We start from the raw sequence: 26390 nt of genomic DNA, 5'->3' as shown, positions 1-26390 counted from the left end.
ACGGTGACGAAGAAGTCGTGCACGGCCGATGACGCCTGGCCTCACCACGAGACCAGGCAGAACGGGTGCCCGGCGGGATCGGCGTAGACGTCGAAGGACTCGCCGCCTCCCGGGAGCCTGCGCGCACCCAGTTCCCGCACCTGACGGCCCGCGGCCTCCCGGTCGGCGACCCTCACGTCGAAGTGCATCCGCGCCGTTTCCTCCGGCCACCGCGGAGGCACCCACGCCTCGACCCTCGCGAAGGCCACGCCCGGCCGGTCGGGGGCGTCGCCGATGACGACGAAATCACCGTCGTCCTGCACCCGGACCATGCCGAGCAACTCCTCGTAGAAACCCGCGAGCGCCCGCGGGTCGGGGCAGTCGACCACCAGGCCGTGCCAACGTCCGATCATGCGCGGAATGCCGGCACGGCATGCGGACAACCTCCGCCCTCGTTCTACGCCAGTGCCATCGCCATCACCGGGGGTGTGGTCGGACCCGGCGAACCGCCGTCCGGCTCGACCGTGAGCGCCACCTCCCGCGCACCGGTCAGCCCGGTCACCACGACGGGCGACGACCCGGCCGCCAGCAGGCCGGCCGAACGCGGCCCGTCGTCGCCGATCAGCCACAGCTGGTAGGTGTGCCCGCCGGGCGCGGCGGGCAGGTCCCTGGCGAGGAACAGCGCCTCGTCGCGGCTCGCCGACACGACCGCGGTGCCCGTCGCCCCGTTCGGCGCGGTGCCGCTGATCAGCTTGGCGTCCGGAGTGGACAGCAGGTCCGAGAAGCGGCTGTACTCGCTGGAGAGCTGCGCCAGCCGGCGTTCGTCGGCGGAGTCGGTGACCTGCACCGTGACGAACGCCGCCACGACCAGGCAGGCGGCCGCGGCCAGCCCACCGGCCCACCGCCTGAAGCCGGTGCGCGGGGCGCGAACCGCATTTCTGGCCGTCTCGGGGGGAATCTGCCGCGTCTCCGCCGCCGCCGCGAGCACGCGGGCACGCAGGTGGGCAGGCGGCGGGGAGTCGACCGCCGCGCCGAGACGTGCGGCCGTGGCGGTGAGCTCGGCGACCTCGACCGCACAGCTCTCGCAGCCGGGCAGGTGGGTCTCGAACGCGGTCCTCTCGAACTCCGACAACGCGTTGACGGCGTAGGCGCCGGTGAGCGTGTGCAGATCCGCGGATGTGGTTCTCATCCGGTCACCCCCATGCAGTCCCGCAGTCGGATCAGGCCGTCGCGCATCCGCGTCTTGACCGTGCCGAGCGGGATGCCCAGCAGGCTCGCGACTTCCGGGTACGAGTAGCCCTGGTAGTAGGACAGCAGCACGGACTCGCGCTGCAGTTCGGTCAGGAAGCTCAGGCACCGGCGCACCTGGCGTTGCTCGAGCCGGCCGTTGACCTGCTCGCTCACCTCGTCGAACGGCCTGGCCGGGTCGAGGCGGGCCGCGCGGTCCTCGCGGTGCGTGGCGGCCTGGGCGGAGCGGACCCGGTCGACGGCTCTGCGGTGCGTCAGGGTGAGGACCCAGGTGTTGGCGCTGCCGCGCTCGGGGTCGAACCTCGTCGCCGTCCGCCACACCTCGAGCATCACCTCCTGGAACACCTCCTCCGACTGCGCCTGGTCCCGCACGACGCGTCTGATCAGCCCGAACACCGAGCCGGACAGCAGGTCGTACAGCCGCTCGAACGCCGCCTCGTCACCCCGCGCGACCAGGGCGAGCAGGTCGTCCGCCGTCGGATCGGCCGGGCGCCCGACGTCACGGGGGGTGCTTTGCAGGCTCTGCAGCGACTGCTCACGCTTCGGCATCCCGAGTCCTCTCCTCAGCGTTGTCCTCTGGTGTTCGCAGCCGGAGCGTTTTCGGATCGGTTTCGGGTGAGCCGTCACGTTCGGGCGGGATCGCCCCGCCGTCGAGCGGACGGTGCGGTTGGTAACGGATTCATAACCGCACCCATCCGCTTGCGGGCGAGCCCCGAATCACGAGCAGCAACCGCTCGATCACTCCGGGAGATGTCCTGTCATGAACAAGACCGTCCGCAGCTCCGCCCTGGCCGTCGGCGCCGTCTCGCTCGCCCTGTTCGGCGCGGCGTGCGGCTCGGGTGACGCCGCCGGCACCGGCAGCAGCTCCTCCAGCGCCGCCGCCACCTCGACGACCTCGATGGCCCCGTCGTCGTCGGCGATGGCGGACCCGGCCGCGAACCTCGTCGGCCCGGGTTGTGCCGACTACGCCAAGCAGGTGCCGTCCGGTGCCGGTTCCGTCTCGGGCATGGCCGCCGACCCGGTCGCGGTCGCGGCGAGCAACAACCCGCTGCTCACGACGCTGGTGAGCGCGGTGTCGGGCAAGCTCAACCCGAAGGTGAACCTGGTCTCGACGCTCAACGGCGCGGAGTTCACGGTGTTCGCGCCGGTCGACTCGGCGTTCGCGAAGATCGACGCCGCGACGATCGAGAAGCTCAAGACCGACGACGCGCTGCTGACCAAGATCCTGACCTACCACGTGGTCCCCGGCCAGATCGCGCCGGACAAGATCGCGGGTGAGCAGAAGACCGTGCAGACCGGCACCGTCAAGGTCAGCGGCTCCGGCAACGCGATCAAGGTCAACGACGCCAACGTGATCTGCGGTGGCGTGAAGACCGCCAACGCCACGGTGTACCTGATCGACTCGGTCCTGCTGCCCGCCTGACAGCGGTGACTCCGGCCAGGCCCCGCGACGCCGGGGCCCGGCCGCGTTCTGCTCGTGCGCCGGGCGACGCGCGAACTGATCAGCCCGGTTCGGCGTCGGCCAGGTCCGGCACCTGGAAGTCGAGGACGAAGCTGCTCGGCGAACCGTCCTCGGCCCGCCCGAGCCACACGAGGCACGCGCCATCGCTCCAGCCCGGCACGACGACCATGTCGGTCCTGTCGGAGGACAGCGTGCGGTAGGGCGCTTCGCCGGTCGTGGCGGCATCGACGTCGGCTCGGGCGAACTCCGTCATGCCGGTGTGGTCGGCGAACGCGAACGTGGCGGTGTCGACCGGGTTGCCGAAGAACTCGCCGTCGCCCAGTTCGAGCTCGTGGTCGCCTTCGCGCAGTGCCTGCTCCCACGAGGTGACCGGCTTGTCCGCGACGGTCACCCGGCAGGCGGCCGTCCACGTGGAACGGCCGGTCCTGTTCTCCCACACCTGGAACACGTCCACCGCGTACTCGCCGGGCGGGACGGTGACCGCCAGGGGAGCGGACCCGGCGTCGAGCCGGCCGGGGTCGCCGGCGAGCAGCCTGCCGCTGGGCAACCGGATCCTGCCGGCGGGAACCCGCCGCACGCTCAGCACGCGCCCGTCCGGCACGCGGAACCGCGTGCCGCCGGTGGTGAGCTCGGTGACGTGCCGCGGCCGCAACGCGTGCGGCGGCCGCCAGGGGAACTCCGCCGGCACCTCGTCCGGGCCGGACCGCACGGTCACGGGACCGGTCAGCCCGGCGAGCGCCGCCCAGCCGTCCACCGCGAGCACGGCGACGTCGTCCGGCGGCCGCGTCGGCTCCGGCCACCGCTCCCACTCGCGGGAGGTCTGGAACGACCCGCCGCCGGCGAGCTCCGCGTGCACCGAGACCGTCTCGATCCCCGCCGTCGCCCCACGATGAACCCGGAACCGCACCGCCGGACGGTCGCCGTCGAACTCCCGGGCGTCCCTGCCGGCGTAGCGCCAGCCGCGCACCTCGAACAACCGCAACCGCCCGTCGGGCCAGCGGCGGCGGGCGACACCGCGGTAACGGCGGCCTTCCCCGTCGAGGAACCACACCTCGGCGTGGTGAGCCGCCCAGCACACCTCCACGACCGCCCGCGCCACACCGCCGACCAGCAACACGACGGCGTACTGGGCACCCGCGGCGTCCTGAGCCCGTGCGACCGCTTCGGACATCGGCGCCACCGGCGTCCGCGCAGCGGAATCCCATCCCGCGCAGCACACGACGTCCACCGGTTCGTCCGTGGGGTCGGGCGCGGGCACCTCCGGCAGCTCCCGCCCGGCGAACGGGTCGGCGGCCCGGGGTTCGCGGGGGAGCCACTGCGCCGCGAGCCCGGCGGCGAGCACCGACACACCCAGGACACCGGACAGGATCGCGGTGCGCCGGGACAGCAGCGTGGGGGATCGGTTCTCCGGCGCCGGGGAGGTCACGGTGCGCGATCGTACGGAGGCCGCGGAAGACCGGTGCCCCGAACGCGGAGAAGCGGGTCGAGAATGATCTCGACCCGCTTCTCCGGTGTACGCCGCCAGGGACTCGAACCCCGGACCCGCTGATTAAGAGTCAGCTGCTCTAACCAACTGAGCTAGCGGCGCTTGTTCACGGTGCCGGAAGGCTTGCTGTTTCCGACGTGGAGAACGTTAGCACAGGGGTTCCACCGGGTTTTCACGCGGGTCACCCGCTGGACTCCTCGAAGCCCGTGTGGATGAGGTACTGCGCCGCCGCGTAGGTGGGCATGACCCCCGCCGAGGCCACTCGCGCCGCCCGTCCCGAGAGGACGAACCGGCTCGCGCCGAGCAGGGCGTCGGACACCGCGAACAGCGCCGCACCACCGAAAACGCGTCGTGCGCCCGGTCCGCGCACGGTCGACGCGGCGGCCACCATCGTGCCGAGGGTGAGGGCGTAGAGACCCACGGGGCGTCCCATCGGTCCTGCCGCGCGGGCGAACGCCACGGCTCCCGCCGCCGAGGCCGCGACGATCGGCACGACGGCCGCGCGCGAGCCGGACGCCGAGCGGCGGGCCAGGGCGGCGGTGTAACCGAGGTGTGCCACCAGGAAGCTGGTCAGGCCGGTGCGGAACGCCCGGTCGGAGTCGCCGAGCAGGGCGACGTCACCCGCCCACGAACCGGCGAGGCCGACCGCCATGCCGGGGTCGCGCGGAGGCGTGGCCACCGCGAGCGCGGGCATCAGAGCGGTTTTGGTGACCTTGCGCACTTTTCCGGTGCGGCGCACCGCTGCCGCGATCGAGTCCGCCACTGCCGCGACCGCGTACGCCTGCTTCTTCATGTGCACCTCTCGCCGTTGAGACCGCCGGACCAAGTGGACGGTGTCACGCCGGGGAGCGGCCGAGCCAGGTCCTCGCGGCGACGACCAGCGCGTCGACCCCGGTGGTCAGCGTCGGCTCGATGTCCGGCGCGTACTCGGGGGAGTGGTTCATCGCCACGGGCTGACCGGGTTCGCGCCGGCCGAAGTCGGTGCCGCCGAGGAACCAGAACACGGTCGGCACGCCGGCCGCGGTGCCGAACACGCCGACGTCCTCGCTGGCGTTGACCACCGCTCCGGGGATCAGGTTGTGCGCGCCGAAGTGCCCGGCGAACGCGGCCACCGTCCTCGCCGTCGCGTCCGGGTCGGACACGAGCACGGGAGTGCCGTCGTACCAGTCGAACCTGGGCTCGCGCGGCGCCCCGGACGCGGCGGCCTCGGCCCGGGCGATCCGTTCGACGGCGGCCCGCACGACGCCGCGGACGTGCTCGTCGAACGTCCGGATGTTGACGCCGAGCTCGGCGGTCTCCGGGATGACGTTCTCCTTGGTGCCGGCCAGCAACCGCCCGACCGTGACGACCGCGCGGTCGCTCGGGGCGACCTCGCGCGCGACGATTCCCTGCAGCCGCACCACGACGTGCGCCGCCATCAGCACCGGGTCGACCGCGGTCTCCGGCGCCGACCCGTGGCCGCCGCGCCCGAACAACGTGACGCGCACCGAGTCCGACGCGGCCATGAGCGGGCCGGCGCCGTGCGCGATCATCCCGGCGGGCAACGGGCTGACGTGTTGCGCCAGAACGACTTCCGGCGTGCCGAACCGGTCGAACAACCCGTCCTCGACCATGGCCCGCGCACCGCTGCCCAGCTCCTCTGCCGGCTGGAACACCACGAGCAGCGTCCCGGACCACTCGTCGCGCGTCCGTGCGAGCCTGTCCGCCGCCCCGACCAGGCAGGTGGCGTGCATGTCGTGACCGCAGGCGTGCGCGACCGGCACGTCCTCGCCGTCCGCAGTGGTCGCACGGGTCGTGGACGCGTAGGGCAGACCCGTCGTCTCCTGCACGGGCAACGCGTCGATGTCCGCCCTGAGCATCACGACCGGGCCGTCGCCGTTGCGCAGCACACCGACCACGCCGGTGCCACCGACCTCGGTGGTGACGTCGTACCCCAAGGACCGCAACGCTTCCGCGAGCACACCGGCAGTGCGGAACTCCTGCCGCGACAGTTCGGGGTGCTGGTGCAGGTCGCGGTAGAGCGCGTGCAGGTCAGGCACGTCGGTCCCTTCGGCTGGCGGTGGTCCGAATGGTAGCGACCTCGCGCTGATCACCGGATTGGCCGAATCGGCAGGCCGCACCCGGATTCGGACACAAGGTGCGAACCTCCTCAACGAAACCACTCTCTGCGGTATCTCTGTCACTGAGGGCAACATCGCCCTCTAACGCCGAACAAGGGGAGTTCGCGTTGAAAAAATCCATACTGGCCGCCGGGCTGGCGGTGGCCGTGGTCGCGTCCACGGTCACGGTGCCCCCGGCGATGGGGGAGATCACCGCACCCGCGCCGTTGCAGGCGGGTGGTCTGACGACAACGGTCACGCTGGTCACGGGCGACGTCGTGCACGTGAACAACGGGCAGGTGCGGACGGTGGCGGCGCAAGGCCGTGAGCACGTCCGCTTCCACCACCACACCGACGAGCGCGGCGACCTGCACGTCGTCCCGCTGGACGTGCAGCAGAAGATCTCGGCCGGCGCGCTCGACCGGCGGCTCTTCAACGTCTCGCTGCTCACGCGGTCCGGCTACGCCGACGCGGAGCGGGACACGATCCCGTTGATCGTCCAGGGCGGTGTTGGCGCTCGTTCGGCGGACGCGAAGCCGTTGCCCAGCATCGGTGCCCACGCCGTCACCGCCGACAAGAAGGGCGGGTTCTTCTCCGCCGCGCGCTCGGCCGGCGACACCAGGGTGTGGCTCGACGGCAGGGTGACCGCCACGCTCGACCGCAGCGCCGCGCAGATCGGTGCGCCGCAGGCGTGGCAGCAGGGTCTGACGGGAGCCGGCACCACGGTCGCCGTGCTCGACACCGGCATCGACGCCACGCACCCGGACCTGCAGGGCGCCGTCGTGGAGGAGAAGAACTTCACCCCCGCCACCAGTGCGGACGACCGGCACGGGCACGGCACGCACGTCGCCTCGACGATCACCGGCGACGGCAGGTACAAGGGCATCGCCCCGGACGCCAAGCTCATCAACGGCAAGGTGCTCGACGACGGGGGCGGCGGCTCCGAGTCCGGCATCATCGCGGGCATGGAGTGGGCCGCCACCAGGGCGGACGTCATCAACATGAGCCTCGGCAGCAGCAGCCCGAGCGACGGCACGGACCTCATGTCGCAGGCCGTCAACCGCCTCACCGCCGAGCACGGCGCGCTGTTCGTGGTCGCGGCCGGCAACTCCGGCGCCCCGGTCGCCTCGCCCGCGGCCGCCGACGCCGCGCTGACCGTCGGCGCCGTCGAGCGCGACGACAGGCTGGCGAGCTTCTCGAGCCGCGGTCCGCGTGCCGGTGACGGTGCCATCAAGCCGGACATCACCGCGCCCGGTGTCGGCATCGCGGCGGCCAAGGCCCGCAACGGCGTCATCGGCACCCCGGTCGACGAGGGCCACGTGGCGCTGTCCGGCACGTCGATGGCGACCCCGCACGTCGCGGGCGCCGCGGCGGTCCTCGCGGCGAAGAACCCGGCGTGGTCGCCGTTGGAGATCAAGACCGCGCTGATGAACACCGCCAAGCCGTTCGCGGGGTCGAGCGTCTACGACCAGGGCGCCGGCCGCGTCGACCTGACCCGCGCCGCCACCGCGAGCCCCGTGGCCACCCCGGCGAGCCTCAGCCTCGGCACGGCCCGCTGGCCGCACGACGACGACCAGCCGATCACGAAGAAGATCACCTACCGCAACACCGGCACCGAGCCGCTGACCCTCGACCTGGCCGTCGCGGACCAGAAGCCGGCCGTGGCGGGCGTGTTCAGCGTGTCCCCGGCGAAGCTGACCGTTCCCGCGGGAGGCACCGCCGAGGCCTCGGTCACCGCCGACACCCGAGTGGCGGGCCCGGACGGCGTGTACGGCGCGGTGGTCGTCGCGTCCAACGGCGTCCGCGTGCCGATCGGCGTGCACAAGGAGCCGGAGAGCTACGACCTCACGCTCGACCACATCGGCCACGACGGCAAGCCCGGCGCGGCCTGGCGCTACCTGCTCATCGACTTCGAGAAGCGCAGCGTCCTGCAGGGTGCCGCCCCGACCGGCAGGGCGACGGTCCGCGTGCCCAGGGGCCGGTACCTGCTGAGCACGTTCTTCGAGACGCCGAGCGGTGACCCGGCGGTCCGCGCGAAGCTCACCGTGGCCTACGACCCGGCCGTCGAGGTCACCGCGGACAGGACGGTCACCTTCGACGCCCGCACCGCCAGCGAACCGTCGATCACCGTCGACCGCCAGGAGGCGGCGCAGGTGAGCGGCTCGCTGACCGTGCAGATGATGACGCCGGAGTTCGGCTACAGCAGCGGCTGGGGCACCGACACCTGGGAGGACTTCTACGTCCACCCGTCGTCCACGTCGGCGCCGGAGTTCGAGTGGTCGGCGAGCAGCGTGCTGGCGAAGAAGAACGCCGACGGGACCTTCCAGGGCAGCCCGTACCAGTTCCACGCGCTGGCCGCCGGTGAGCAGAAGCTGCCCGCCGCGATCAAGCACCACGAACGCGAACGGGACATGGCCCGCGTCGAGGCGGAGTTCAAGGCCCGCGTCCCCGGCTCGGCCGGTGTCCGCAACAACGGCGTGCGCGGCGCGCTGCCGTTCGAGCTGACCGAGTTCTACACGCCCGGCGTGGGCTGGAACCGCTGGCTGGCCGAGGAGACCGACCCGAACGCGCTGCCGACCTTCATCGACGACGCGGCCCCGAGGACGTTCCGCAGCGGCGCGAAGAGCACCGAGCAGTGGAACACCGCGGTGTTCGGCCCGGCCTTCCCCGCGGTCTCCGAGCAGCAGACCGCTGCCTGGGCGGGCCGCCTGGGCGACGAGCTGTTCGTGAACGCGTCGCTGTTCGCCGACGGCACCGGCGAGCACTCGACGTTCGACTTCGACGCCGCCACCGGCACCACGAAGCTGACCGCGAACGGCCGGGTCGTGGCCGAGTCCTCCACGCCGGGCCGGCTCTTCACCCCCGTCCCGCCGGCGAGGACGGCCTACCGGTTGCACGCCGACAGCACCCGCCCCGGCGGGACGTCGAAGGTGACGGCCGACTGGACGTTCACCTCCGGGACCGTCGCGGGTGAGGTGCCGGAGGTGCTGCCGCTGCTCGCCGTCAGGTTCGAGCCGAAGCTCGACGACGCGAACCAGGGCAGGGCGGGCAGCGTGCTCACGGTCCCGGTGACCGTGCAGCGCAACGGCGCCCGTGCCGACGTCACCGACGTCCGCACGCCGCAGGTCGAGGTCTCCTACGACGAGGGCGCCACGTGGCAGCGCGTGCTCCTCTTCAAGGCGGGCAGCAGGTGGCTCGTCACGCTGCTGCACCCGAAGAACGCCAAATCGGTGTCCTTCAAGGCGAAAACCTCCGACAGGAACGGGTCCGTGGACCAGACGGTCCTGCGGGCGTACACCCTGAAGTGACGCGCGGACGGGGAGGGGCTCACGCGCCCCTCCCCGTCCCACGCACCGACCATTTCGTTGACGATCAATCGAACTCTTGCTGAGCCGTTCGCCGTCCGCGCTACTCTGCTAGGCCTATGACACCGGTCGGGCAAGAACCGTGGACGGGGTGCTGAGGCGGGCGGACAGCTCGCTCACCGAGGGGAAGCGCTATGCGAAGATCGAGACGGGTTTCGCCTGGCTGCGCCTGGTAGGCGCCGTACTGGTCGTGGTCGAGCACAGCTTCCCGCTGATCGACCCCAGCCGCATCGGCATGTTCCCGAAGAGCTGGAACCTCTCGCCGGGCTACTTCGCGCTGATGGCGTTCTTCGCCATGAGCGGCTACCAGATCGCCGACAGCTGGCACCGCGACGCGTCGTGGTGGCGCTACCTGCTCAAGCGGGCCCTGCGCATCTGGCCACCCCTGCTGGTGGTCGTCATGGTCACCGCGTTCGTCATCGGCCCGCTCGTCACCGTGGTCAGCCAGGCGGAGTACTGGCACGACCACCGGACGTGGGGCTACGTCATCAACAACGCGGGCCTCTACACGCTCCAGCACAAGCTCCCCGGCGTCTTCGCCGAGAACCCGTACCCGTTCTCCGCCAACGGTTCCATCTGGACCCTGCCGATGGAGACCACCGGCTACCTGATCGTCCTCGCCGCCGGCCTCCTCGGCGCGCTGGGCAGGTTCCGCCTGGCCCTCTTCCCCCTGCTGGCCGCGTTCCTGGTCCTGGACGGCTTCGGCCAGGCCCGCGTCGGCGACAACGGCGACTTCGGCGGCTTCCTGAGCGTCCCGCTCGCCCCGCTGGTCGCGTACATGGTGCCGTTCGTGCTCGGCATGATCTTCTTCGTCCACCGCAAAAGCCTCCCGTTCAAGCCCTGGGTGGCCCTCGCCCTCCTCGTCCTGTACCTGGTCGTCAACTTCCTCCCGCCCGTGGAACCGGCCGCCCGATACGTGCTGCCCCTGGCCGCCGGCTACGGCGCGGTCACGTGGGCGCACCACTGGCCGCGGCGGCTGGGCGGGTACGACGAGTGGGTCTACGGCAGCTACGGCCTCTACATCTGGGGCATGCCGCTGCAGCAGCTCGTGGTCCTCGCCGGGGTGCGCGACCCGTGGCTGCTGATGGCTCTGGCGGTGCCGTTGTCCTACGTGGCCGGGCTGTTGTCGTGGCGGCTGGTGGAGAAGCCGACGCAGCAGTTGCGCCGTTATCTGCGGCCTCCTGCGAGGCCTCGGCCTCCGGCGGTGCCCCGGACGGTGGCGGTGGGGGAGATTCCGCGGCAGCAGCGGTTCCGGCTCAGCGGTGACTTGAGGGACAACGGAGTTCGCTGAACCGGGTCGACATCGGACTCGTCGTGTCCACGAACCGGTATTGACAGGGCTCCCGTCTGCGATCAACCATGGAAGCGCTCTCATAACCGGTCTGGACCAGTTCTCGGAGCGGAGGCCGCCGACTGCCCTGAAGCCGGTCGGTGGCCTGCGAACGGAGCACCCCTGCACAAGGAGTCAGATGCGTACTCGAACAAAGTGGTGGAGCACGCTCGCCGCACTGGCGGTCACCGCGTCGGCCGCGGCCGTCGCGATCCCGTCGGCACAGGCGATCGGCCCCGACCTGCTGCCGCTCAACGTCACCAACAACAGCGGCCGGTCCGAGGCCGTGCACCTGTACGTCCTGGGCACCGACATCCGCAACGGGCGCCTCGGGTACGTCAACCAGGCGGGCACGTTCACGCCGTGGTCGCCTGGTGGCAACCCGCCCACGCCCGCGCCGGACGTGTCGATCGCCGGACCCGGACAAGGCGGTACGGCCACGTTGCGCGTGCCGCGGTTCATCTCCGGCCGCGTCTACATGTCGTTCGGCGAGAAGCTGAAGTTCTTCCTGACGCCCGACGGCCTGGTGCAGCCGGCGCCGTGGGCGTCCGGCGACCCGAACAGCGGCATCCTGTTCGACTGGAGCGAGTTCACCTACAACGACGCCGGGTTGTGGCTCAACAGCTCGCAGGTGGACATGTTCGCGGTGCCGCACGCGGTGACCGTGACGGGCGCCGGTGGTGCCACGAAGAAGACCGGTGAGCTCAAGTCCGGTGGGCGTGACGCCGTCATCAACGGCATCCGCAACCAGGCGGGCTGGTCCGGGTCGATCATGTCGCGTTCGGACGGCACGGTGCTGCGCGTCCTCGCGCCGGGCAAGGCGGCCGACGTCGGCAAGTTCGACCGCAACTACCTCGACCCGTACATCACCCAGGCGTGGAACGCTTACACGGGCAAGACGCTGACCGTGCAGCCGTTCGGCGACCGGCCGGACGTGAAGTACTTCGGCCGGACTTCCGGCAACACCATGAACTTCACGAACTCCGCCGGACAGCAGGTGGCGTCGTTCGCGAAGCCGTCCACGTCGAACGTGTGGGGCTGCGACGGCGCGCTGCACGCGCCCAACGACCAGGTGGTCGGCCCGATCGCGCGCACCCTCTGCGCCGCGCTGCACCGCTCCACGCTCGGCCGCATCGACATCCAGCCCGGCGGCGGCCCCGCGGACTTCTACCAGGGCACGATCACCAACCACTACTCGCGGCTGGTGCACCAGAACATGGTGGACGGCAAGGCGTACGGGTTCGCGTTCGACGACGTGCAGGCGCAGGAGTCGCTGGTGCACGACGGCGACCCGCGCTCGGCCGGCATCATCCTCACGCCGTTCAGCGGCGGCGCCACGCCTCCGCCCGCCAGCACTACCAGCAGCGTCGTGAGCGACTGGAACGGCAAGTGCATCGACGTGCCGAACTGGAACTTCGCCGACGGCCAGCGCCTCGTCGTGTGGAACTGCACGGGCGGCACGAACCAGAAGTTCGAGTTCGTCGGCGGCACGCTGCGCACGGAGAACAACAAGTGCGTTGACGTGGCTTGGGGTTCGACGGCCAACGGGGCGGCCGTGCAGCTCGCGACCTGCTCCGGCAACCCCGCCCAGCAGTTCGTGCTGTCCGGTGCGGGCGACCTGGTGAACCCGCAGGCGAACAAGTGCGTGGACATCGCCGAGTGGAACCCGAACAACGACGCGGTCCTGCACATGTGGGACTGCGTCGGCGGCGCCAACCAGAAGTGGCACCGGACCTGAGAAAACCGAACACGTGACGCCGGGGTGCCAGTGCGCCCCGGCGTCACGTGTTCTCAGGTCACCGGCCGCGGGCGAAGCGGTCGGTCGCGGCGACGATGGCCGCGGTCATGCTGCCACCGCCGTGCCCGGTGTCGTCGAGGACCACGAGCTCGCTCCCCGGCCACGCCCGGTGCAACGCCCAGGCGGTGCCGAGCGGACCGCTGACGTCGTAACGCCCGTGGATCAACACGGCCGGAATCCCGTGCAGGCGCCCGATGTCGCGCAACAGCTGTCCCTCCTCCAGGAAGCAGCCGTGCGACCAGTAGTGGGTCACGAGGCGGGCGAACGCCAGCTGGAACCCCGGGTCCTCCACCGACAGCGAGGGCGCGGCGTCGGGAGCCAGCGACATGTGCGTGTCCTCCCAGACACACCACTCGTGCGCCGCCTTGGCACGAACCCCGGGGTCGGGATCGTGCAGCAGCCGACTGTAGGCGGCCGCCAAGTCGCCATCGCGTTCGTCGACGGGCACACCGTCGCGGAACCGCTCCCACTCGCGCGGGAAGACCCGCCCCATGTCCCGCGTGATCCAGTCGGTGTCACGGCGGTCGCCGTTGGTCACGGCCGCGAGCACCATCTCGGTCACCCGCTCCGGAAACGCCTCCGCGTAGGCAAGAGCGAGCGTGACGCCCCACGACCCGCCCTGCACCAGCCAGCGCTCGATTCCCAAGTGGACCCGCAACGCCTCGATGTCGGCGACGAGGTGCGGCGTCGTGTTCGCGGACAGGTCGACGACGGGCTCGGTCGCCGAAGGCGTGCTGCGCCCGGCGTTGCGCTGGTCGAACTGGACCACGCGGTACCGCTCCGGGTCGAACAACCCGCGCTTGCCCGGCGAGCTCCCCGAACCGGGACCGCCGTGCAGCACCACGGCCGGCTTGCCGCCGGGGTTGCCCGACACCTCCCAGTACAGCGAGTGCCCGTCACCGACGTCCAGCATTCCCGACTCGTGCGGCTCGCTCAGCGGATAACGCGCGTCGGCAGATGTGCTCCCCATCGGGACATGATCGCGCAACGGTCACCGACGGCAACGGCAATCGGAAGATGTCCGGAAAAGCAGAGAAGCAGGCCGCCAGGGACACGAACCCCGGACCCGCTGAACAAGAGTCTCAGGGTGGGGCTCGGCAGTGGTGCCGGGTGATGCCGGTGAATACCGTTTCTGCACGTCAAGCCGGGATGCGTCGGGTGCTCCTGTCGCGTTGTACCGCCCCGTGTCGTCGCAGGTCGGGATCTCGGACGCGGCTCGGCCTCCTCGGGGGCACCGCTTCTGGGGTCCTTCACGACGTCGAGCGCGCGGTCACGGTGATCCGGCCGGAGCATCACGAGCGGGCCGTCACCGTTGCGCAGCACACCGACCGCAACGCGTCTGCCAGCACGCCAGCGGTGAGGAACTCCTGCACTGACAGCCCGGGGCGGCGGTGCAGGTCGGTCACGACCTGGTCCTGAACAGTCGGGGCGAAGAATGCAAAGCCGAGTCACGGATCGACGTCATCGGATGGCCGGGGAATCGTTCCGCAGCAATGACCTGCCGCCACCCGCATGTTTTTCCCAAGTGCTGCCGAATACCAGGATCCTGCTCCTGCAAGGTGAATTGAGCATTTTTCATCCTATGGTGGCCTCGTGGTTCTGCAGGACGTGACGGCTTGGGCCAGTCAGCCGGCGCGGCGGGGGCAGCGGCGGAGCTTGCGCAGGATGGCCGGGTCTTGTGCTGGGCGCGCTCGCCGGGGCCGCGCAGGAGGGCGTGGGCTCGGTTGGCGTCCTTCTGCGACTCAGGTTTGTTGCGGTCCAGTACGGGGTGATCACGTGGCGACCGGTCGGATCTAGCCGTGACAGCCCTTGTCGCCCAAGGCCACCAGCCCGGCCTGGCGCAGGGCGGCGAGGATGTTCCAGATCCGGGCCGCGGCGGTGTCGTGGGTACTGCCGCTTGGTCGACGGCTCTGCCCGCCACGGCTTGCCGTGCCCAGGGACCGACACGCCGCGACCGCGTCAACCAGTCACAACCGCAACCCCTACCCGCCAACGCATTCAGACCAGGATGAAAGGCTCACTGATTGAGCTTTCTCCGGGTAAAGAGCGGGTTCACCTCGGAGCCGTCCCGATGTTTAAGACAGGTTGACAGCCCAACACGCACCAGTATGGTCGGAAGCGAGTGCCTGTGATGGCAGGTAGCTGGTCACGGGCCCGTGCAACCTGGGGGGTGCCGCGTGAACGCGCGCTCGGTCGAATCTGTTCACTCCGATAAATCTTCAACAAAAGGTCAGGAATCGTCCGATCCGGACACCGGATTCGTGCTGGTCACACTGCTCATTGATGAACTGCTGCCCGCCGACTCTCCCCGCTCCGCCGGGGAGGACGAGGAGCACGTCAGGGTTCTCGCGGAATCGGGAGGCGAGCTGCCGCCGATCGTCGTGCATCGGAAGACCATGAAGGTGATCGACGGCGCACATCGCCTGCGCGCGGCCGAGATGCGTGGGGAACGCACGATTCGGGCGCGACTGTTCGACGGATCCGAGATCGACGCGTTCGTGCTCGCGGTCGAGGCGAACACCACGCACGGTCTGCCGTTGTCACGTGCGGACCGTGCCGCCGCTGCCGCGCGGATCATCGGGTCGCACCCGGAGTGGTCGGATCGGGCCATCGCGCGGGTCGCCGGTATCGCCGCGCGCACGGTCGGCGTGATCCGGCGGCGCGCAACCGGCGGACATTGCCAGTTGCGCACGCGGATCGGGCAGGACGGTCGGGCGCGCCCGCTCAGCACCGCGGACGGGCGCAGGCCCGCGGCCGACCTGATCGAGTCGAACCCCGGCAGTTCGTTGCGGCAGATCGCCGCCGCGACGGGCATTTCCACTGGAACCGTGCGTGACGTCCGCGACCGGGTCGAGCGTGGTGAGGACCCGGTGCCCGGGCGGGTGCGGCGAGGCGAGGAACTGGCGGTCGGCGTCGCGCTCAGGGCGGGTGACCCGAAGTCGATCGTGCGGGATCTGAAGAGGGACCCGGCGCTGCGGTTCAGCGAGACGGGCAGGTCGTTGCTGCGGCTGCTCGACGCGCACGCGCCGATGGTGGAGGACCGGGAAGGCCTCGCGACGAACGTGCCGGCGCACGCCGCGGGCATGGTCGCGGAGTTGGCGCGCGGTTATGCCGGAATTTGGCAGAAGTTCGCGCACGAGCTCGAGCAGGGCAGTAAATGATTTGGTCCAGGTGGCTGCGATAGACTGTGCAGATGCCGTTCGTTCGCAGGGTTTTGTCCGTTTTGCCGGCGCCGGTGCGAGCGAACGCGCTCAAGCACCGTGAAGCGCTGAAGTTCCTGTTCGTCGGTGGCACGTGCTTCCTCGTCACGTCGGCGCTGAATTACACGTTGAAGTTCACCGTGTTGAAGGCGAAGCCCGTCACCGCGCTCGTCGTCGCCACCATCGTGGCGACGATCGTGTCGTACGTTCTCAACCGCGAGTGGTCTTTCAGTTCCCGCGGCGGGCGCGAACGGCACCACGAAGCGGCGTTGTTCTTCCTGATCAGCGGCATCGGCGTGGCTCTGAACTCGTTGCCGTACGTGATCTCGCGTTACGTCCTGCACCTGCGGGTGCCGCAGGTGAGCCTGCTCGTGCAGGAGACCGCGGACTTCGTCAGCGGGATGATCATCGGCACGCTGATCGCGATGGTGTTCCGGTTCTGGGCGTTCCGCCGCTGGGTCTTCCCGACCGAGGGCGAGCGCAGAACGAAAGCGTCCAAAAAGCGGCACGATCCCGGTTTTGACCAGGCTGCCTGAATTAGTCTGTGCAATTTCGGTGTAATCCGTTGGCGCTCTGGAAGTCGCTTGCTAGGTTCGATTCTGCCGGGGAAATCCATTCCCGGAATTGTCGAACTGGTGGGAGAGACACGCCATGGAAGAAATCAAGCCGGGTGGGTATGAACAGCCGCTGATGGCCGAGATCGGTGACTTCGCCGACCTCACCAACGGCATCGGCAGCCAGAACCCGTGGGACACCGCTTGGCTGTGGGACTGAGGATCCGTTAGTGCCTCAGCCTCACGCTGACGGCGGCGAGAACGCGTTCGTCGTCCTTGCGGACGACGACGGCGTTCTCGCCGCTCGTACCCATCGCCACGGGGCGGAGGTGCTGGTCACCCATCCGTCCGGTCGCCCGCTGATCGTGGGCGTCCTCTGCGACGACGACCTCCGTACGTTCCGGAGCCGGCACGGCGTCGTCGCACTGATCGGCTTCTGCCCGCTCGCCGAAGCACGGCTCGAGGCATTGCTGCGCGATGTCACGGACGTGCGGCAGCTCGACCGCGTCGTCCCGGCGTTGCCCGGCAGTCACCACGTGGTGGCCTCACTGGGAGGCCGGATCCGCGCACAGGGCACGATCTCCAACACTCGGCGGATGTTCACCGGCGGCGGTGTCGCCGCGAACCGGGCGGACCTCGTCGCCGAGATCGCCGCCGCGGAACTGGACGAGGAGTCCGCCGCCCTGCGGTTGCTGTTCCCGTCGGTTCCGCATCCGCTCACCTCGTCCACGATGTGGCGCGGGGTCACCGCGGTCGCACCCGGCCACTACGCCGCGCCGGGCGGCACACCGGACGTCGTGCGCTGGTGGACGCCGCCGGCCCCGAGCCTCACCCTGGCAGAGGGCGCGGACCGGTTGCGGGACGCGCTCGTCGAAGCCGTCGGCGACAGTGCCCGGTCGCGGCCGACGATCAGCTGCGACCTGTCCGGGGGGATGGACTCCACGCCCGTGGGGTTCCTCGCCTGGCAGCACAACCCGGAGTTGCTGGCGGTCACCATGACGGGGCTGACGAGTGAGGACGACGACACCGCGATCGCCGTCGACGCCGCGGCACGAATGCCGCGGGCGGAACACCTGCTCATGCCCGCGAGCGACCTGCCATTGCCGTTCGAGGGACTCTTCGACCCGCTGCAGCCGCACGACGAACCGTTCCTCGGCCTGCAGGGAGCGCGGTTCACGGAGATCGCCCGGCGGGTGCGGGCCCGCGGCTCCACGCTCCACTTCACCGGCCACGGCGGGGACGAGGTGCTGTCCGCACCGCCGAACTACGTGCACGGTCTGGCACGGCGCGATCCGTTGCTCGCACTCGACCACGTGCGTGGCCACCGCGGGTTGAAGCGGTGGTCGGTGAGCCAGACCTGGCAGGCGTTGCGGGACAGGCAGTCCTACCGGGACTGGCTCGCGCAGGGCGCACGGCAGGTCGCGTCGCCGTTGCCCGGTGCCCGGCTGCCCCCTGCGAGCTGGAACCACCCGCTGCGGTTGCCGACGTGGCTCACCGAGGCGGGCACCCGGCTCGTCGTGGACGCGCTCGACAGAGCCGCCGTGGACGCGGAACCGTTGGCGGAAAACAGGAGCGAGCACCTCGCCCTGGAGCAGATCAGGGCGTCCGGGCGGGTCGCCCGGCTCATCGGGCAGCTCACCGCGACCCAGGGGGTGCGGACGGCAGCACCGTTCCTGGACGACCGGGTCGTCGAGGCGTGCCTGTCCGTGCTCCCGCACGAGCGCAGCACTCCCTGGGCGTTCAAACCGCTGCTGACCGCCGCGCTGCGCGACGTCGTGCCCGCCGGGATCGTGCGGCGCTCGACCAAGAACGACATGTCCGAGGACGTGCACTCGGGACTGCGCGCGCAACGGTCGAGGCTCGCCGCGTTGTGCGACGACCTGCTGCTCGCCGACCTCGGCCTGGTCGACGCGGAGGCACTGCGCCTCGCCGTCCTCGGGCCGCCCCCGCCGGGACCGGCGCTGCCGATCATGGTGATGACGTTCAACTGCGAGACCTGGCTGCGTGGCGCGTCCGCCGTCGCGATGAGGAGTGCGAGCTGATGAAAGCCAAAGCGACGGCCCTCACCCGCCCCGCGGCCGGCACGATCCGAGGTGTTCCCGCATCGGCCGCGGTGCTCGTGGCACGAGTGCTCGGGACCAGGTCACCTCAACGCATCCGCCGAGTGCTCACCGCCGTGTCGAAAGGCGCCCGGCCCGCGACGTACGAGGAGGCAGCGGCGGCCCACCGGGCGGTCCTCGCCAGCAGCGTGATGGTCGCGGGTGACGGGTGCCTGCCGAGGTCGATCGCGGTCGCGTTGCTGTGCCGGCTGCGAGGCCGTTGGCCGACATGGCACGTGGGCGCGCAGATCCACCCGTTCCGCGCGCACGCCTGGGTGGAGGCCGAGGGCAGGGCGGTGGGGGAGACCGGCGACATGAGCCGGTGGAAGTCGTTGATCACGGTTGGACCAAGGGGAGGTTCGCGATGACGTTGCGCCCACGCGCACAGGTGTCGATGACGCGCGCAGAGGACGGCATGGTCGTGCTGGACGAACGGACCGGCCGCTACTGGCAGCTCAACCCGACCGCTGCGTACGTCCTGGAACGGCTGGCGGCCGGGGACACCGCAGACCAGATCGCGGAACGCATCGCGGCGAGCGCGGGCGTCGACGTCGCCGACGTGCGGTCCGACGTCGACGTGTTCGTCGGCCACCTGCGTTCCGCTGATCTCATTGCCGGCTGACGAGGTTCTGGGGGAACCACTCGTGAAGATGAACACTGGACGGCCATCGGCACTCGACGAGCTGGTGGAGACCTTCTCCGACCACGAGTCAGCGGCGGTGCGCGAGTGGCTCGGCGGCGCCGCCGACGCGCCTCGGTTACCGGGAATCTCGTTGCGCAGCAACCACGAACCGCTGGTGGAGATGCTGCCGAGACCCGCGGTGGACGACGAGAGGGCGATCCGCAGGGTCGCCGTCGTCGGTGGCGGCACAGCCGGTTACCTGACGGCCATCGCGTTGCGCACCAAGAGGCCGTGGCTCGAGGTGTCGCTGATCGAGTCCCCGTCGATCCCGATCATCGGCGTCGGCGAGGCCACCGTTCCCGGCATCGTGATCTTCCTGCACCACTACCTCGGCATCGACGTCGAGGACTTCTACCGGCAGGTGCGACCGACCTGGAAGCAGGGCATCCGCTTCGAGTGGGGCCCGCGGCCGGACGGGTTCATGGCGCCGTTCGACTGGGACAGCAACTCGATCGGCACGGCGGGCGCGGTCGACGCCGGCGGCGGCATCGACGGGTACACGCTGCAGTCGTTGCTGATGAGCGCGGAGCGCGCGCCGGTGTTCGATGCGGGTGACCGGCACCTGTCGCTGATGAAGTACCTGCCGTTCGCCTACCACCTCGACAACGCCCGTTTCGTGAGCTACCTCGCCGACATCGCCAAGCAGCGCGGCGTCCAGCACGTCGAGGCGAGGATCGAGGACGTGGCGCTCAGCGGTGACGACTGGGTGGACCACCTGCACACCTCCGACGGCCGCAAGCTCTCCTACGACTTCTACGTCGACTGCTCGGGATTCCGCTCGATGCTGCTGGGCAAGGCCTTCCGCACGCCGTTCCACAGCTACGCGAACAGCCTCTTCACCGACTCCGCCGTGACCGGCAACGTCGGCCACGGCGGGAACCTGAAACCGTACACCAGCGCCATCACGATGAACTCCGGCTGGTGCTGGGGCATCCCCACGCCGCAGGACGACCACCTCGGCTACGTCTACTCGTCGAACGCGATCTCCGACGACCGGGCCGCCGCGGAACTCGCTGCGCGCTTCCCCGGCGTCAGCGAACCGCGGTTCGTCCGGTTCCGCGTCGGCCGTCACGAGAAAGCGTGGCGTGGCAACGTGATGGCGATCGGCAACTCCTACGCGTTCGTCGAACCGCTGGAGTCGACCGGCATCCTGATGATCACGTCGAGCGTCCAGGCGCTGGTGGCCTCGCTGCCCGGCTCGTGGGCGGACCCGCAGTGCCGCGACATGGTCAACGTGGGCCTCGCGAACAGGTGGGACGCGCTGCGGTGGTTCCTGTCCATCCACTACCGGTTCAACACCAGGCGCGACACGCCGTTCTGGCGGGAAGTGCGCGCGAACGCCGACATCTCCGGCGCACAGCCGATGCTGGACATGTACGCGACCGGCGCACCGCTGCGCTACCGCAACCCGCTGCTGCGGACTTTCGTCCAGGGCAACGCACCTACGTTCTACGGGCTCGCCGGAGTGGAGACGATCCTGCTCGGCCAGCAGGTTCCGACGAGGCTGCTGCACCGAGCTGAGCCGCCGGCGCGGTGGCAGGCCCGCAGGAACGCGGCGGACGCCTTCGTCCGGCGCGCGCTGCCACAGCTCGAGGCGCTCTCGCGGTTCCACGACGACCCGGCGCTGAACCAGCAGCTGCTCTTCGACGCGGACAGCTGGGCGAGTCCGCTGCGCGCCGAGCCGATCGGGATGCTGTGACGACCGACGCGCTCCGGTCGGGATTCCGTTCGTTCATGGCCGGTTTCCCGACCGGGGTCGCGATCATCACCGCAGTCGACACCGACGGCACGCCGCGCGGGATGACGTGCTCGTCGCTGTGCAGCGTCACGCTCGCCCCACCGACGCTGCTGGCCTGCCTGCGCACCGGCAGCCCGACCCTGGCGGCGGTCCTGCGCCGAGGCGTCTTCGCCGTCAACCTGGTGCACGGCGAGGCGAGAGCCACCGCGGAACTGTTCGCCTCCGGTGCGCTGGACCGCTTCGCCCGCGTGCGCTGGCAGGCGGAGACCGGCGGCCCGCACCTGCCGGACGACGCGCACGCGGTCGCGGACTGCGCGGTGCGACGAGCCGAACCGGTGGGGGACCACCACGTGGTGTTCGGCGAAGTGCTGCGGATCGCGGAAAGCGAGACGACCGACCCGTTGCTCTACGGGATGCGCCGGTACGTCAGGCTGCCGACCGAGGTGACCTCGTGACAGCGGCACAGCTCACCGTCCTGCTGGCCGACCTGGCCCTGATCGTCGTGCTGGCACGGCTTTTCGGCCGCCTGGCCCGGTACTGCGGCCAACCACCGGTCATCGGCGAGATAGTCGCGGGCGTGCTGCTGGGCCCGTCGTTGTTCAACGGCGCCATCTCGAACACCGTGTTCCCCGCAGACGTGCGCCCGTCCCTGAGCGCGCTCGCCAACGTCGGTCTCGCCGTGTTCATGTTCGTGGTGGGCCTGGAGCTCCCGCGAAACCTGCTGCGCGGCAGAGGATCCCTGGCGGTCACCGTCTCGTTCTCCTCGATCGCACTGCCGTTCGGCCTCGGCACGGTGCTCGCGCTGCACCTCCTGAGCACACACCCAGCCGAGAACCGCCTGGGGTTCGTGCTGTTCCTGGGCGCGGCGATGGCGGTGACCGCCTTCCCGGTGCTGGCACGGCTGCTCGTCGACCTCCGCCTGACCGGCACGCCACTGGGAGGCCTGGCGCTCACGTGCGCCGCGGTGGACGACGTGGCGGCGTGGTCACTGCTGGCCGTGGTCGCGGCCGTGAGCGACGCGGACGGCCCGGACCAGTGGCGCCTGCTCTTCTTGCTGCCCTACCTGGCGGTGATGCGGTGGATCGTCACCCCGGTGCTGCGACGCCTCACCGGCGACCTGACAGTGCCAGGCCTGGCCGGCCTGCTGATGTCCGCCGCGGCGACCGAGTGGATGGGCCTGCACTTCATCTTCGGTGCCTTCCTGTTCGGCGTGGTGATGCCCGGGGAGGGCACGGCCGCGCTGCTGGACCGCCTGGGACAACTGAGCTCGATCCTGCTGCTACCGGTGTTCTTCGTGGTGGCGGGCCTGCAGGTGGACCTGACGTCGATCGGCTGGTCCGGCTTCGGCGAGCTGGGCCTGATCCTGCTGGTGGCCATCGGCGGCAAGTTCGCGGGCGGCTACCTCGCGGCCCGCGCCGGAGGCGTGCCTCCCAGGTCGTCGGCCGCGCTGGGACTGCTGCTCAACACTCGAGGGCTCACCGAACTCGTCATCCTCTCCGTCGGCATGAGCCTCGGGGTGCTCGACCGGAGCCTGTATTCGTCGATGGTGGTGATGGCGCTGGTGACGACGGCGATGGCCGGTCCGTTGCTGAGGCTGCTGCTGCGCGGCGACGCTGCGGGGCTGGCGGACGTCCAGCGCGCCAAGGTGCCCTGATCCGGGACCGGCAGCGCCATGTGGCACGCCCGCGGGCACAACTCAGGGACTTCTTACCCAGCGGTCGAGGTCACGCGGGAGCGGATCGTCGCAGTGCTCCAGCGTGCAGGCAGGTGAAAGATCGAGGAGCGAGCGGAGAGGCCGTGAGCGCACTGAGCGCCTCGCCCGGAGCCCGCGCCCACTACGACCGGCAACGCGCCCGCGGCGTGCCGCACAACGCCGCCCTGTGCCACCTCGCCAACCGCCTCGTCGGCATCCTCCACGGCTGCCTCGCCAGCCGCACCACCTACGACGAGACCACAGCCTGGGCACACCACCTGCCTGGCTGCGGCGTGACCCTTGGTCCCAGGGATTCCTCGGGCGCACAAACCATGATCCACAAGGCGGAAACGGAGAATTCGGATGTGTACGCGAAAAACAGAGAAGCAGGCCGAGACGAATCTCGACCTGCTTCTCTGGAGTACGCCGCCAGGGACTCGAACCCCGGACCCGCTGATTAAGAGTCAGCTGCTCTAACCAACTGAGCTAGCGGCGCTTGTTTGTGTGCCGGAGGCTTGCTCGTTCCGACGTGAAGAACGTTAGCACAGCGCCTCCGCGCGTTCCCAATCGCCTGGTCAGCGGCTGTTCGATGACGCATCGGCCACGTAACGATCCGGCCACTCGCGCAACTTCGGGGGACATCGTGTCGTCACCTGATCGGGGGACGCCACAACGCTACGTGCAGGCAGTCTCGGGAGCCGCGACAAGCAGATCGGAAGTGCGTCGATGGGGATGTGGGGCAGGCGCGGTCGAGGGGTGGTCACGGCGGGAATCGCTGTGGTGCTGATCGCAGGCTGTTCAGGGGGTGGCGCGAGCCCGAGCGGGGGTGGGGGTGAGTCGTCGAGTGCTCCGCCGCCTCCGCCGAAGCCCGTCACGCTGACGCTCGCGCTGAACAACGGCGCGGCGGACGTGTCGCCCGGCCTGCCGGTCATCGCCACGGCGGCGGACGGGAAGCTCAGCGACGTCAAGCTGACGAACGCCGAGGGCAAGGTCGTCGAGGGGAAGATGAACCCCGAGGCGACGCAGTGGACCAACACCGAGCCGCTCGGGTACTCGAAGACGTACAAGCTCGTCGCCACGGCGACCGGTGAGGACGGCAAGGCGCAGACCAAGGAGTCGACCTTCACCACGGTGAAGCCGCGCACGCTCACGTACGTGTCGACCAATCCCCAGGACGGCACCACCATCGGTGTCGGGCAGCCGCTGGCCTTCTACTTCGACGAGCCGGTGGCCGACAAGGTCGCGGCCGAGAAGATGCTGGAGATCACGACCGAGCCCAAGGTCGAGGGCGCCTTCTACTGGTTCAACAAGAAGGAGGTGCACTGGCGTCCGGAGAAGTTCTGGAAGCCGGGCACCAAGATCACCATGCACGTCAAGGTCTACGGCAAGCACGTCGGCGACGGCATCTACGGCCAGGAGGACCGCGTCATCACCACGACGGTGGGCGACGAGGTCATCCACTACGCCGACGGCCAGACCCACCAGGTGACGACCAAGGTCAACGGGCAGGTCGTGCGGACCATGCCGACGTCCATGGGCAAGCCGGCCGACGCGACGCCCACCGGCACGTACGTGCTGATGGAGAAGCACAGCCACATGATCATGGACTCGACCACGTACGGCCTGGCCCTCGAGAACGGCGGCTACCGGACGCCGGTCGACTGGGCGTACCGCATGTCCAACAGCGGCATCTTCTTCCACAGCGCGCCGTGGTCCATCGGCGACCAGGGGCACCGCAACGTGAGCCACGGCTGCCTCAACCTCTCGCCCGAGAACGCCAAGTGGGTCTACGACGCGAGCAAGCAGGGCGACGTGGTGATCGTCACGAACTCCGGTGGCCCGCCCCTGGAGTCGTGGGACGGCTTCGGCGACTGGCAGGTCCCGTGGACCACCTGGGTCCAGGGCAACCGCTGACGCTTCAGGACACCGCCACCTGACCGCCCGACACGGTCAGGTGGCGGTTCACCCGCACCGACTCGAGCATCCGCCGGTCGTGCGTCACGAGGAGCAACGTGCCGGCGTAGTGCTCCAGCGCCGACTCCAGCTGCTCGATCGCGGGCAGGTCGAGGTGGTTCGTCGGCTCGTCGAGCACCAGCAGGTTGACGCCGCGTCCCTGCAGCAGGGCCAGTGCGGCCCGCGTCCGTTCGCCCGGTGAGAGCGACGCCGCCGGGCGCGTCACGTGGGCCGCCTTGAGGCCGAACTTCGCCAGCAACGTGCGCACGTCGGCCGGGGTCATCTCCGGCACGGCCTCCTCGAAGGCGTCCACCAGCGGCAGGTCGCCCAGGAACAACCCGCGCGCCTGGTCGACCTCGCCGACCACGACGCCGGACCCCAGCGTCGCGTAGCCCGACGACAGCTCCGCCCTGCCGAGCAGCGCCGCGAGCAGCGTCGACTTGCCCGCGCCGTTCGCGCCGGTGATCGCGACCCGGTCAGCCCAGTCGACCTGCAGGTCCACCGGGCCGAGCGTGAACGACCCCCGCGTCACCACGGCCGCCCGCAGCGACGCCACCACGGAACCCGACCGCGGTGCCGCGGCGATCTCCATCCGCAGCTCCCACTCCTTGCGGGGCTCCTCGACGACGTCGAGCCGTTCGATCATGCGGTCGGTCTGGCGGGCCTTCGAGGCCTGCTTCTCGGTGGCGTCGGCACGGAACTTGCGGGCGTTCTTGTCGTTGTCGCCCGCCTTGCGCCGTGCGTTCTTCACGCCCTTCTCCATCCACGCGCGCTGCATGCGCGCACGGGCCTCCAGCGACGCCTTGGTGTCGGCGAACTCCTCGTAGTCCTCCCGGGCGTGCTGACGCGACCGTGCGCGCTCTTCGAGGTACGACTCGTAGCCGCCGCCGTAGAGGCGCACGGCGTTCTGGTGCAGGTCGAGCTCCAGCACGCTCGTCACCGTGCGCGCGAGGAACTCGCGGTCGTGCGACACCAGCACCGTGCCTGCGCGCAGGCCCGTGACGAACTTCTCCAGCCGCTCCAGGCCGTCGAGGTCCAGGTCGTTGGTCGGCTCGTCGAGCAGGAAGATGTCGTAACGGCTCAGCAGCAACGACGCCATGCCCGCCCGCGCCGCCTGGCCACCGGACAGCGAGGTCATCAACGCGTCGAGGCCCACGGTCAGCCCCAGGTCGGCCACGACCTCCAGCGAGCGTTCCTCCAGGTCGGCACCGCCCAGCGCGAGCCACTGGTCCAGCGCGTCCGAGTACCCCTCGTCGTTGCCGGCGGTCAGCGCCTCGGTGGCCTCGTCCAGCGCGGCCTGGGCCTCCGCGACGCCGGTCCGGCGCGCCAGGAACTCGCGGACGGTCTCGCCCTCGCGGCGCTCGGGCTCCTGCGACAGGTGCCCGACGTTGGCCGAGGGCGGGTTCAGCGACACGCGGCCCGACTCGGCGGGGATCAGCCCGGCCAGGGTCTTCAGCAGCGTCGACTTGCCCGCGCCGTTCACGCCGACCAGGCCGATCACGTCGCCGGGAGCGACCACGAGGTCCAGACCGGAGAAGAGGACGCGATCACCGTGACCGGCGGCGAGGTCCTTGGCGACGAGCGTGGTCATGAGGGTGCGCTCCGACAGATGGGGGTCCGGGGGTCGCCCCGGCCGGGGTCTGGGGGCTCGGCCCCCGGGAAATACGACGAAGCCGGGTTATGTTCGCGCTTTCTGCGAACATA

General features: G+C 70.3%; 22 protein-coding genes, 2 tRNA genes and 1 pseudogene. 14 read left to right on the top strand and 11 right to left on the bottom strand.

Annotated features, from left to right (window positions below; genetic code table 11):
* Positions 1–41: 41 nt before the first annotated feature.
* The 3 genes from V1227_RS21470 to sigK are packed head-to-tail and all read right to left on the bottom strand — an operon-like array spanning position 42 to position 1776.
* A complete protein-coding gene (locus V1227_RS21470; protein WP_329787371.1) occupies positions 42–392 on the bottom strand; it encodes a VOC family protein in 351 nt (116 codons plus the stop codon).
* A 44-nt stretch (positions 393–436) separates the two neighbouring features.
* On the bottom strand, positions 437–1168 hold the full coding sequence (locus tag V1227_RS21465; protein WP_329787370.1) for an anti-sigma factor: 732 nt from the start codon (positions 1166–1168) through the stop codon (positions 437–439).
* Entirely contained in the window at positions 1165–1776 is a 612-nt protein-coding gene (sigK, locus tag V1227_RS21460; protein ID WP_329787369.1) for an ECF RNA polymerase sigma factor SigK, read from the bottom strand. The genes V1227_RS21465 and sigK overlap by 4 nt, the downstream gene beginning before the upstream one ends.
* 211 nt (positions 1777–1987) lie before the next feature.
* On the opposite strand from sigK, the gene V1227_RS21455 reads away from it, so the two are divergent.
* Positions 1988–2650: a fasciclin domain-containing protein gene (locus V1227_RS21455; protein WP_329787368.1), complete on the top strand. Its 663-nt coding sequence runs from the start codon at positions 1988–1990 to the stop codon at positions 2648–2650.
* Between the two features lie 79 nt (positions 2651–2729).
* Here the strand turns inward: V1227_RS21455 and V1227_RS21450 are convergent, their stop codons facing one another.
* The 4 genes from V1227_RS21450 to V1227_RS21435 all read right to left on the bottom strand — a co-directional run bounded on the left by V1227_RS21450 (position 2730) and on the right by V1227_RS21435 (position 6214).
* Positions 2730–4115: a DUF4241 domain-containing protein gene (locus V1227_RS21450; RefSeq protein ID WP_329787367.1), complete on the bottom strand. Its 1386-nt coding sequence runs from the start codon at positions 4113–4115 to the stop codon at positions 2730–2732.
* Between the two features lie 88 nt (positions 4116–4203).
* A tRNA-Lys gene (locus V1227_RS21445) sits at positions 4204–4277 on the bottom strand.
* A 79-nt stretch (positions 4278–4356) separates the two neighbouring features.
* A complete protein-coding gene (locus tag V1227_RS21440; protein WP_329787366.1) occupies positions 4357–4968 on the bottom strand; it encodes a lysoplasmalogenase in 612 nt (203 codons plus the stop codon).
* Between the two features lie 43 nt (positions 4969–5011).
* Positions 5012–6214 (bottom strand): amidohydrolase, encoded by a 1203-nt coding sequence (locus V1227_RS21435; RefSeq protein ID WP_329787365.1) that lies wholly within the window; start codon positions 6212–6214, stop codon positions 5012–5014.
* Between the two features lie 188 nt (positions 6215–6402).
* Between V1227_RS21435 and V1227_RS21430 the strand changes: the two genes are divergently transcribed.
* The 3 genes from V1227_RS21430 (at position 6403) to V1227_RS21420 (ending at position 12707) form a co-directional block, all read left to right on the top strand.
* Positions 6403–9582 (top strand): S8 family serine peptidase, encoded by a 3180-nt coding sequence (locus V1227_RS21430; RefSeq protein WP_329787364.1) that lies wholly within the window; start codon positions 6403–6405, stop codon positions 9580–9582.
* A gap of 148 nt (positions 9583–9730) precedes the next feature.
* Positions 9731–10930, top strand: a complete 1200-nt coding sequence (locus V1227_RS21425; RefSeq protein ID WP_329787363.1) for an acyltransferase family protein — start codon at positions 9731–9733, stop codon at positions 10928–10930.
* A 178-nt stretch (positions 10931–11108) separates the two neighbouring features.
* The gene (locus V1227_RS21420) at positions 11109–12707 is read left to right on the top strand and encodes a glycoside hydrolase family 64 protein (RefSeq protein WP_329787362.1); all 1599 of its coding nucleotides are present in this window, start codon (positions 11109–11111) and stop codon (positions 12705–12707) included.
* 58 nt (positions 12708–12765) lie between these two features.
* Here the strand turns inward: V1227_RS21420 and pip are convergent, their stop codons facing one another.
* Together pip and V1227_RS21410 are read right to left on the bottom strand one after the other, a co-directional pair.
* The gene (pip, locus tag V1227_RS21415) at positions 12766–13737 is read right to left on the bottom strand and encodes a prolyl aminopeptidase (RefSeq protein ID WP_329787361.1); all 972 of its coding nucleotides are present in this window, start codon (positions 13735–13737) and stop codon (positions 12766–12768) included.
* 605 nt (positions 13738–14342) lie between these two features.
* Positions 14343–14662: pseudogene (locus V1227_RS21410) on the bottom strand (IS5/IS1182 family transposase); the annotation flags it as partial.
* A 282-nt stretch (positions 14663–14944) separates the two neighbouring features.
* Between V1227_RS21410 and V1227_RS21405 the strand changes: the two are divergent.
* The 9 genes from V1227_RS21405 to V1227_RS21365 all read left to right on the top strand — a co-directional run bounded on the left by V1227_RS21405 (position 14945) and on the right by V1227_RS21365 (position 22694).
* Positions 14945–15928, top strand: coding sequence for a ParB/RepB/Spo0J family partition protein (locus V1227_RS21405; RefSeq protein ID WP_329787360.1), 984 nt, complete (start codon positions 14945–14947; stop codon positions 15926–15928).
* Between the two features lie 32 nt (positions 15929–15960).
* Entirely contained in the window at positions 15961–16503 is a 543-nt protein-coding gene (locus V1227_RS21400) for a GtrA family protein (protein ID WP_329787359.1), read from the top strand.
* Between the two features lie 115 nt (positions 16504–16618).
* Positions 16619–16741 carry a lasso RiPP family leader peptide-containing protein gene (locus V1227_RS21395; RefSeq protein WP_329787358.1) on the top strand — a complete coding sequence of 41 codons (123 nt, stop codon included), beginning with the start codon at positions 16619–16621 and terminating at the stop codon, positions 16739–16741.
* 10 nt (positions 16742–16751) lie between these two features.
* Complete coding sequence (locus V1227_RS21390) at positions 16752–18563, top strand: asparagine synthase-related protein (RefSeq protein ID WP_329787357.1); 1812 nt, start codon at positions 16752–16754, stop codon at positions 18561–18563.
* Positions 18563–18988 (top strand): lasso peptide biosynthesis B2 protein, encoded by a 426-nt coding sequence (locus tag V1227_RS21385; RefSeq protein WP_329787356.1) that lies wholly within the window; start codon positions 18563–18565, stop codon positions 18986–18988. The genes V1227_RS21390 and V1227_RS21385 overlap by 1 nt, the downstream gene beginning before the upstream one ends.
* Complete coding sequence (locus tag V1227_RS21380) at positions 18985–19242, top strand: lasso peptide biosynthesis PqqD family chaperone (protein WP_329787355.1); 258 nt, start codon at positions 18985–18987, stop codon at positions 19240–19242. Before V1227_RS21385 ends, V1227_RS21380 begins: the two co-directional genes overlap by 4 nt.
* 28 nt (positions 19243–19270) lie before the next feature.
* Positions 19271–21001 (top strand): tryptophan halogenase family protein, encoded by a 1731-nt coding sequence (locus tag V1227_RS21375; protein WP_329794074.1) that lies wholly within the window; start codon positions 19271–19273, stop codon positions 20999–21001.
* Between the two features lie 35 nt (positions 21002–21036).
* Complete coding sequence (locus tag V1227_RS21370; RefSeq protein ID WP_329787354.1) at positions 21037–21495, top strand: flavin reductase family protein; 459 nt, start codon at positions 21037–21039, stop codon at positions 21493–21495.
* The gene (locus V1227_RS21365) at positions 21492–22694 is read left to right on the top strand and encodes a cation:proton antiporter domain-containing protein (RefSeq protein WP_329787353.1); all 1203 of its coding nucleotides are present in this window, start codon (positions 21492–21494) and stop codon (positions 22692–22694) included. Before V1227_RS21370 ends, V1227_RS21365 begins: the two co-directional genes overlap by 4 nt.
* Positions 22695–23155: 461 nt before the next feature.
* Here V1227_RS21365 and V1227_RS21355 read toward each other — a convergent pair.
* A tRNA-Lys gene (locus V1227_RS21355) sits at positions 23156–23229 on the bottom strand.
* Positions 23230–23510: 281 nt separating this feature from the next.
* Between V1227_RS21355 and V1227_RS21350 the strand changes: the two genes are divergently transcribed.
* Positions 23511–24647, top strand: coding sequence for a L,D-transpeptidase (locus V1227_RS21350; RefSeq protein ID WP_329787352.1), 1137 nt, complete (start codon positions 23511–23513; stop codon positions 24645–24647).
* Positions 24648–24651: 4 nt separating this feature from the next.
* On the opposite strand, the gene V1227_RS21345 is transcribed toward V1227_RS21350, so the two are convergent.
* The gene (locus tag V1227_RS21345; RefSeq protein ID WP_329787351.1) at positions 24652–26277 is read right to left on the bottom strand and encodes an ABC-F family ATP-binding cassette domain-containing protein; all 1626 of its coding nucleotides are present in this window, start codon (positions 26275–26277) and stop codon (positions 24652–24654) included.
* Between the last annotated feature and the right edge of the window lie 113 nt (positions 26278–26390).

This window comes from Lentzea sp. DG1S-22, assembly GCF_036321065.1.
In the GTDB taxonomy this organism is placed as follows: domain Bacteria; phylum Actinomycetota; class Actinomycetes; order Mycobacteriales; family Pseudonocardiaceae; genus Lentzea; species Lentzea jiangxiensis.
The sequence above is the reverse complement of the archived record's forward strand: the minus strand, read 5'-3'. Positions and strand labels throughout refer to the sequence as shown.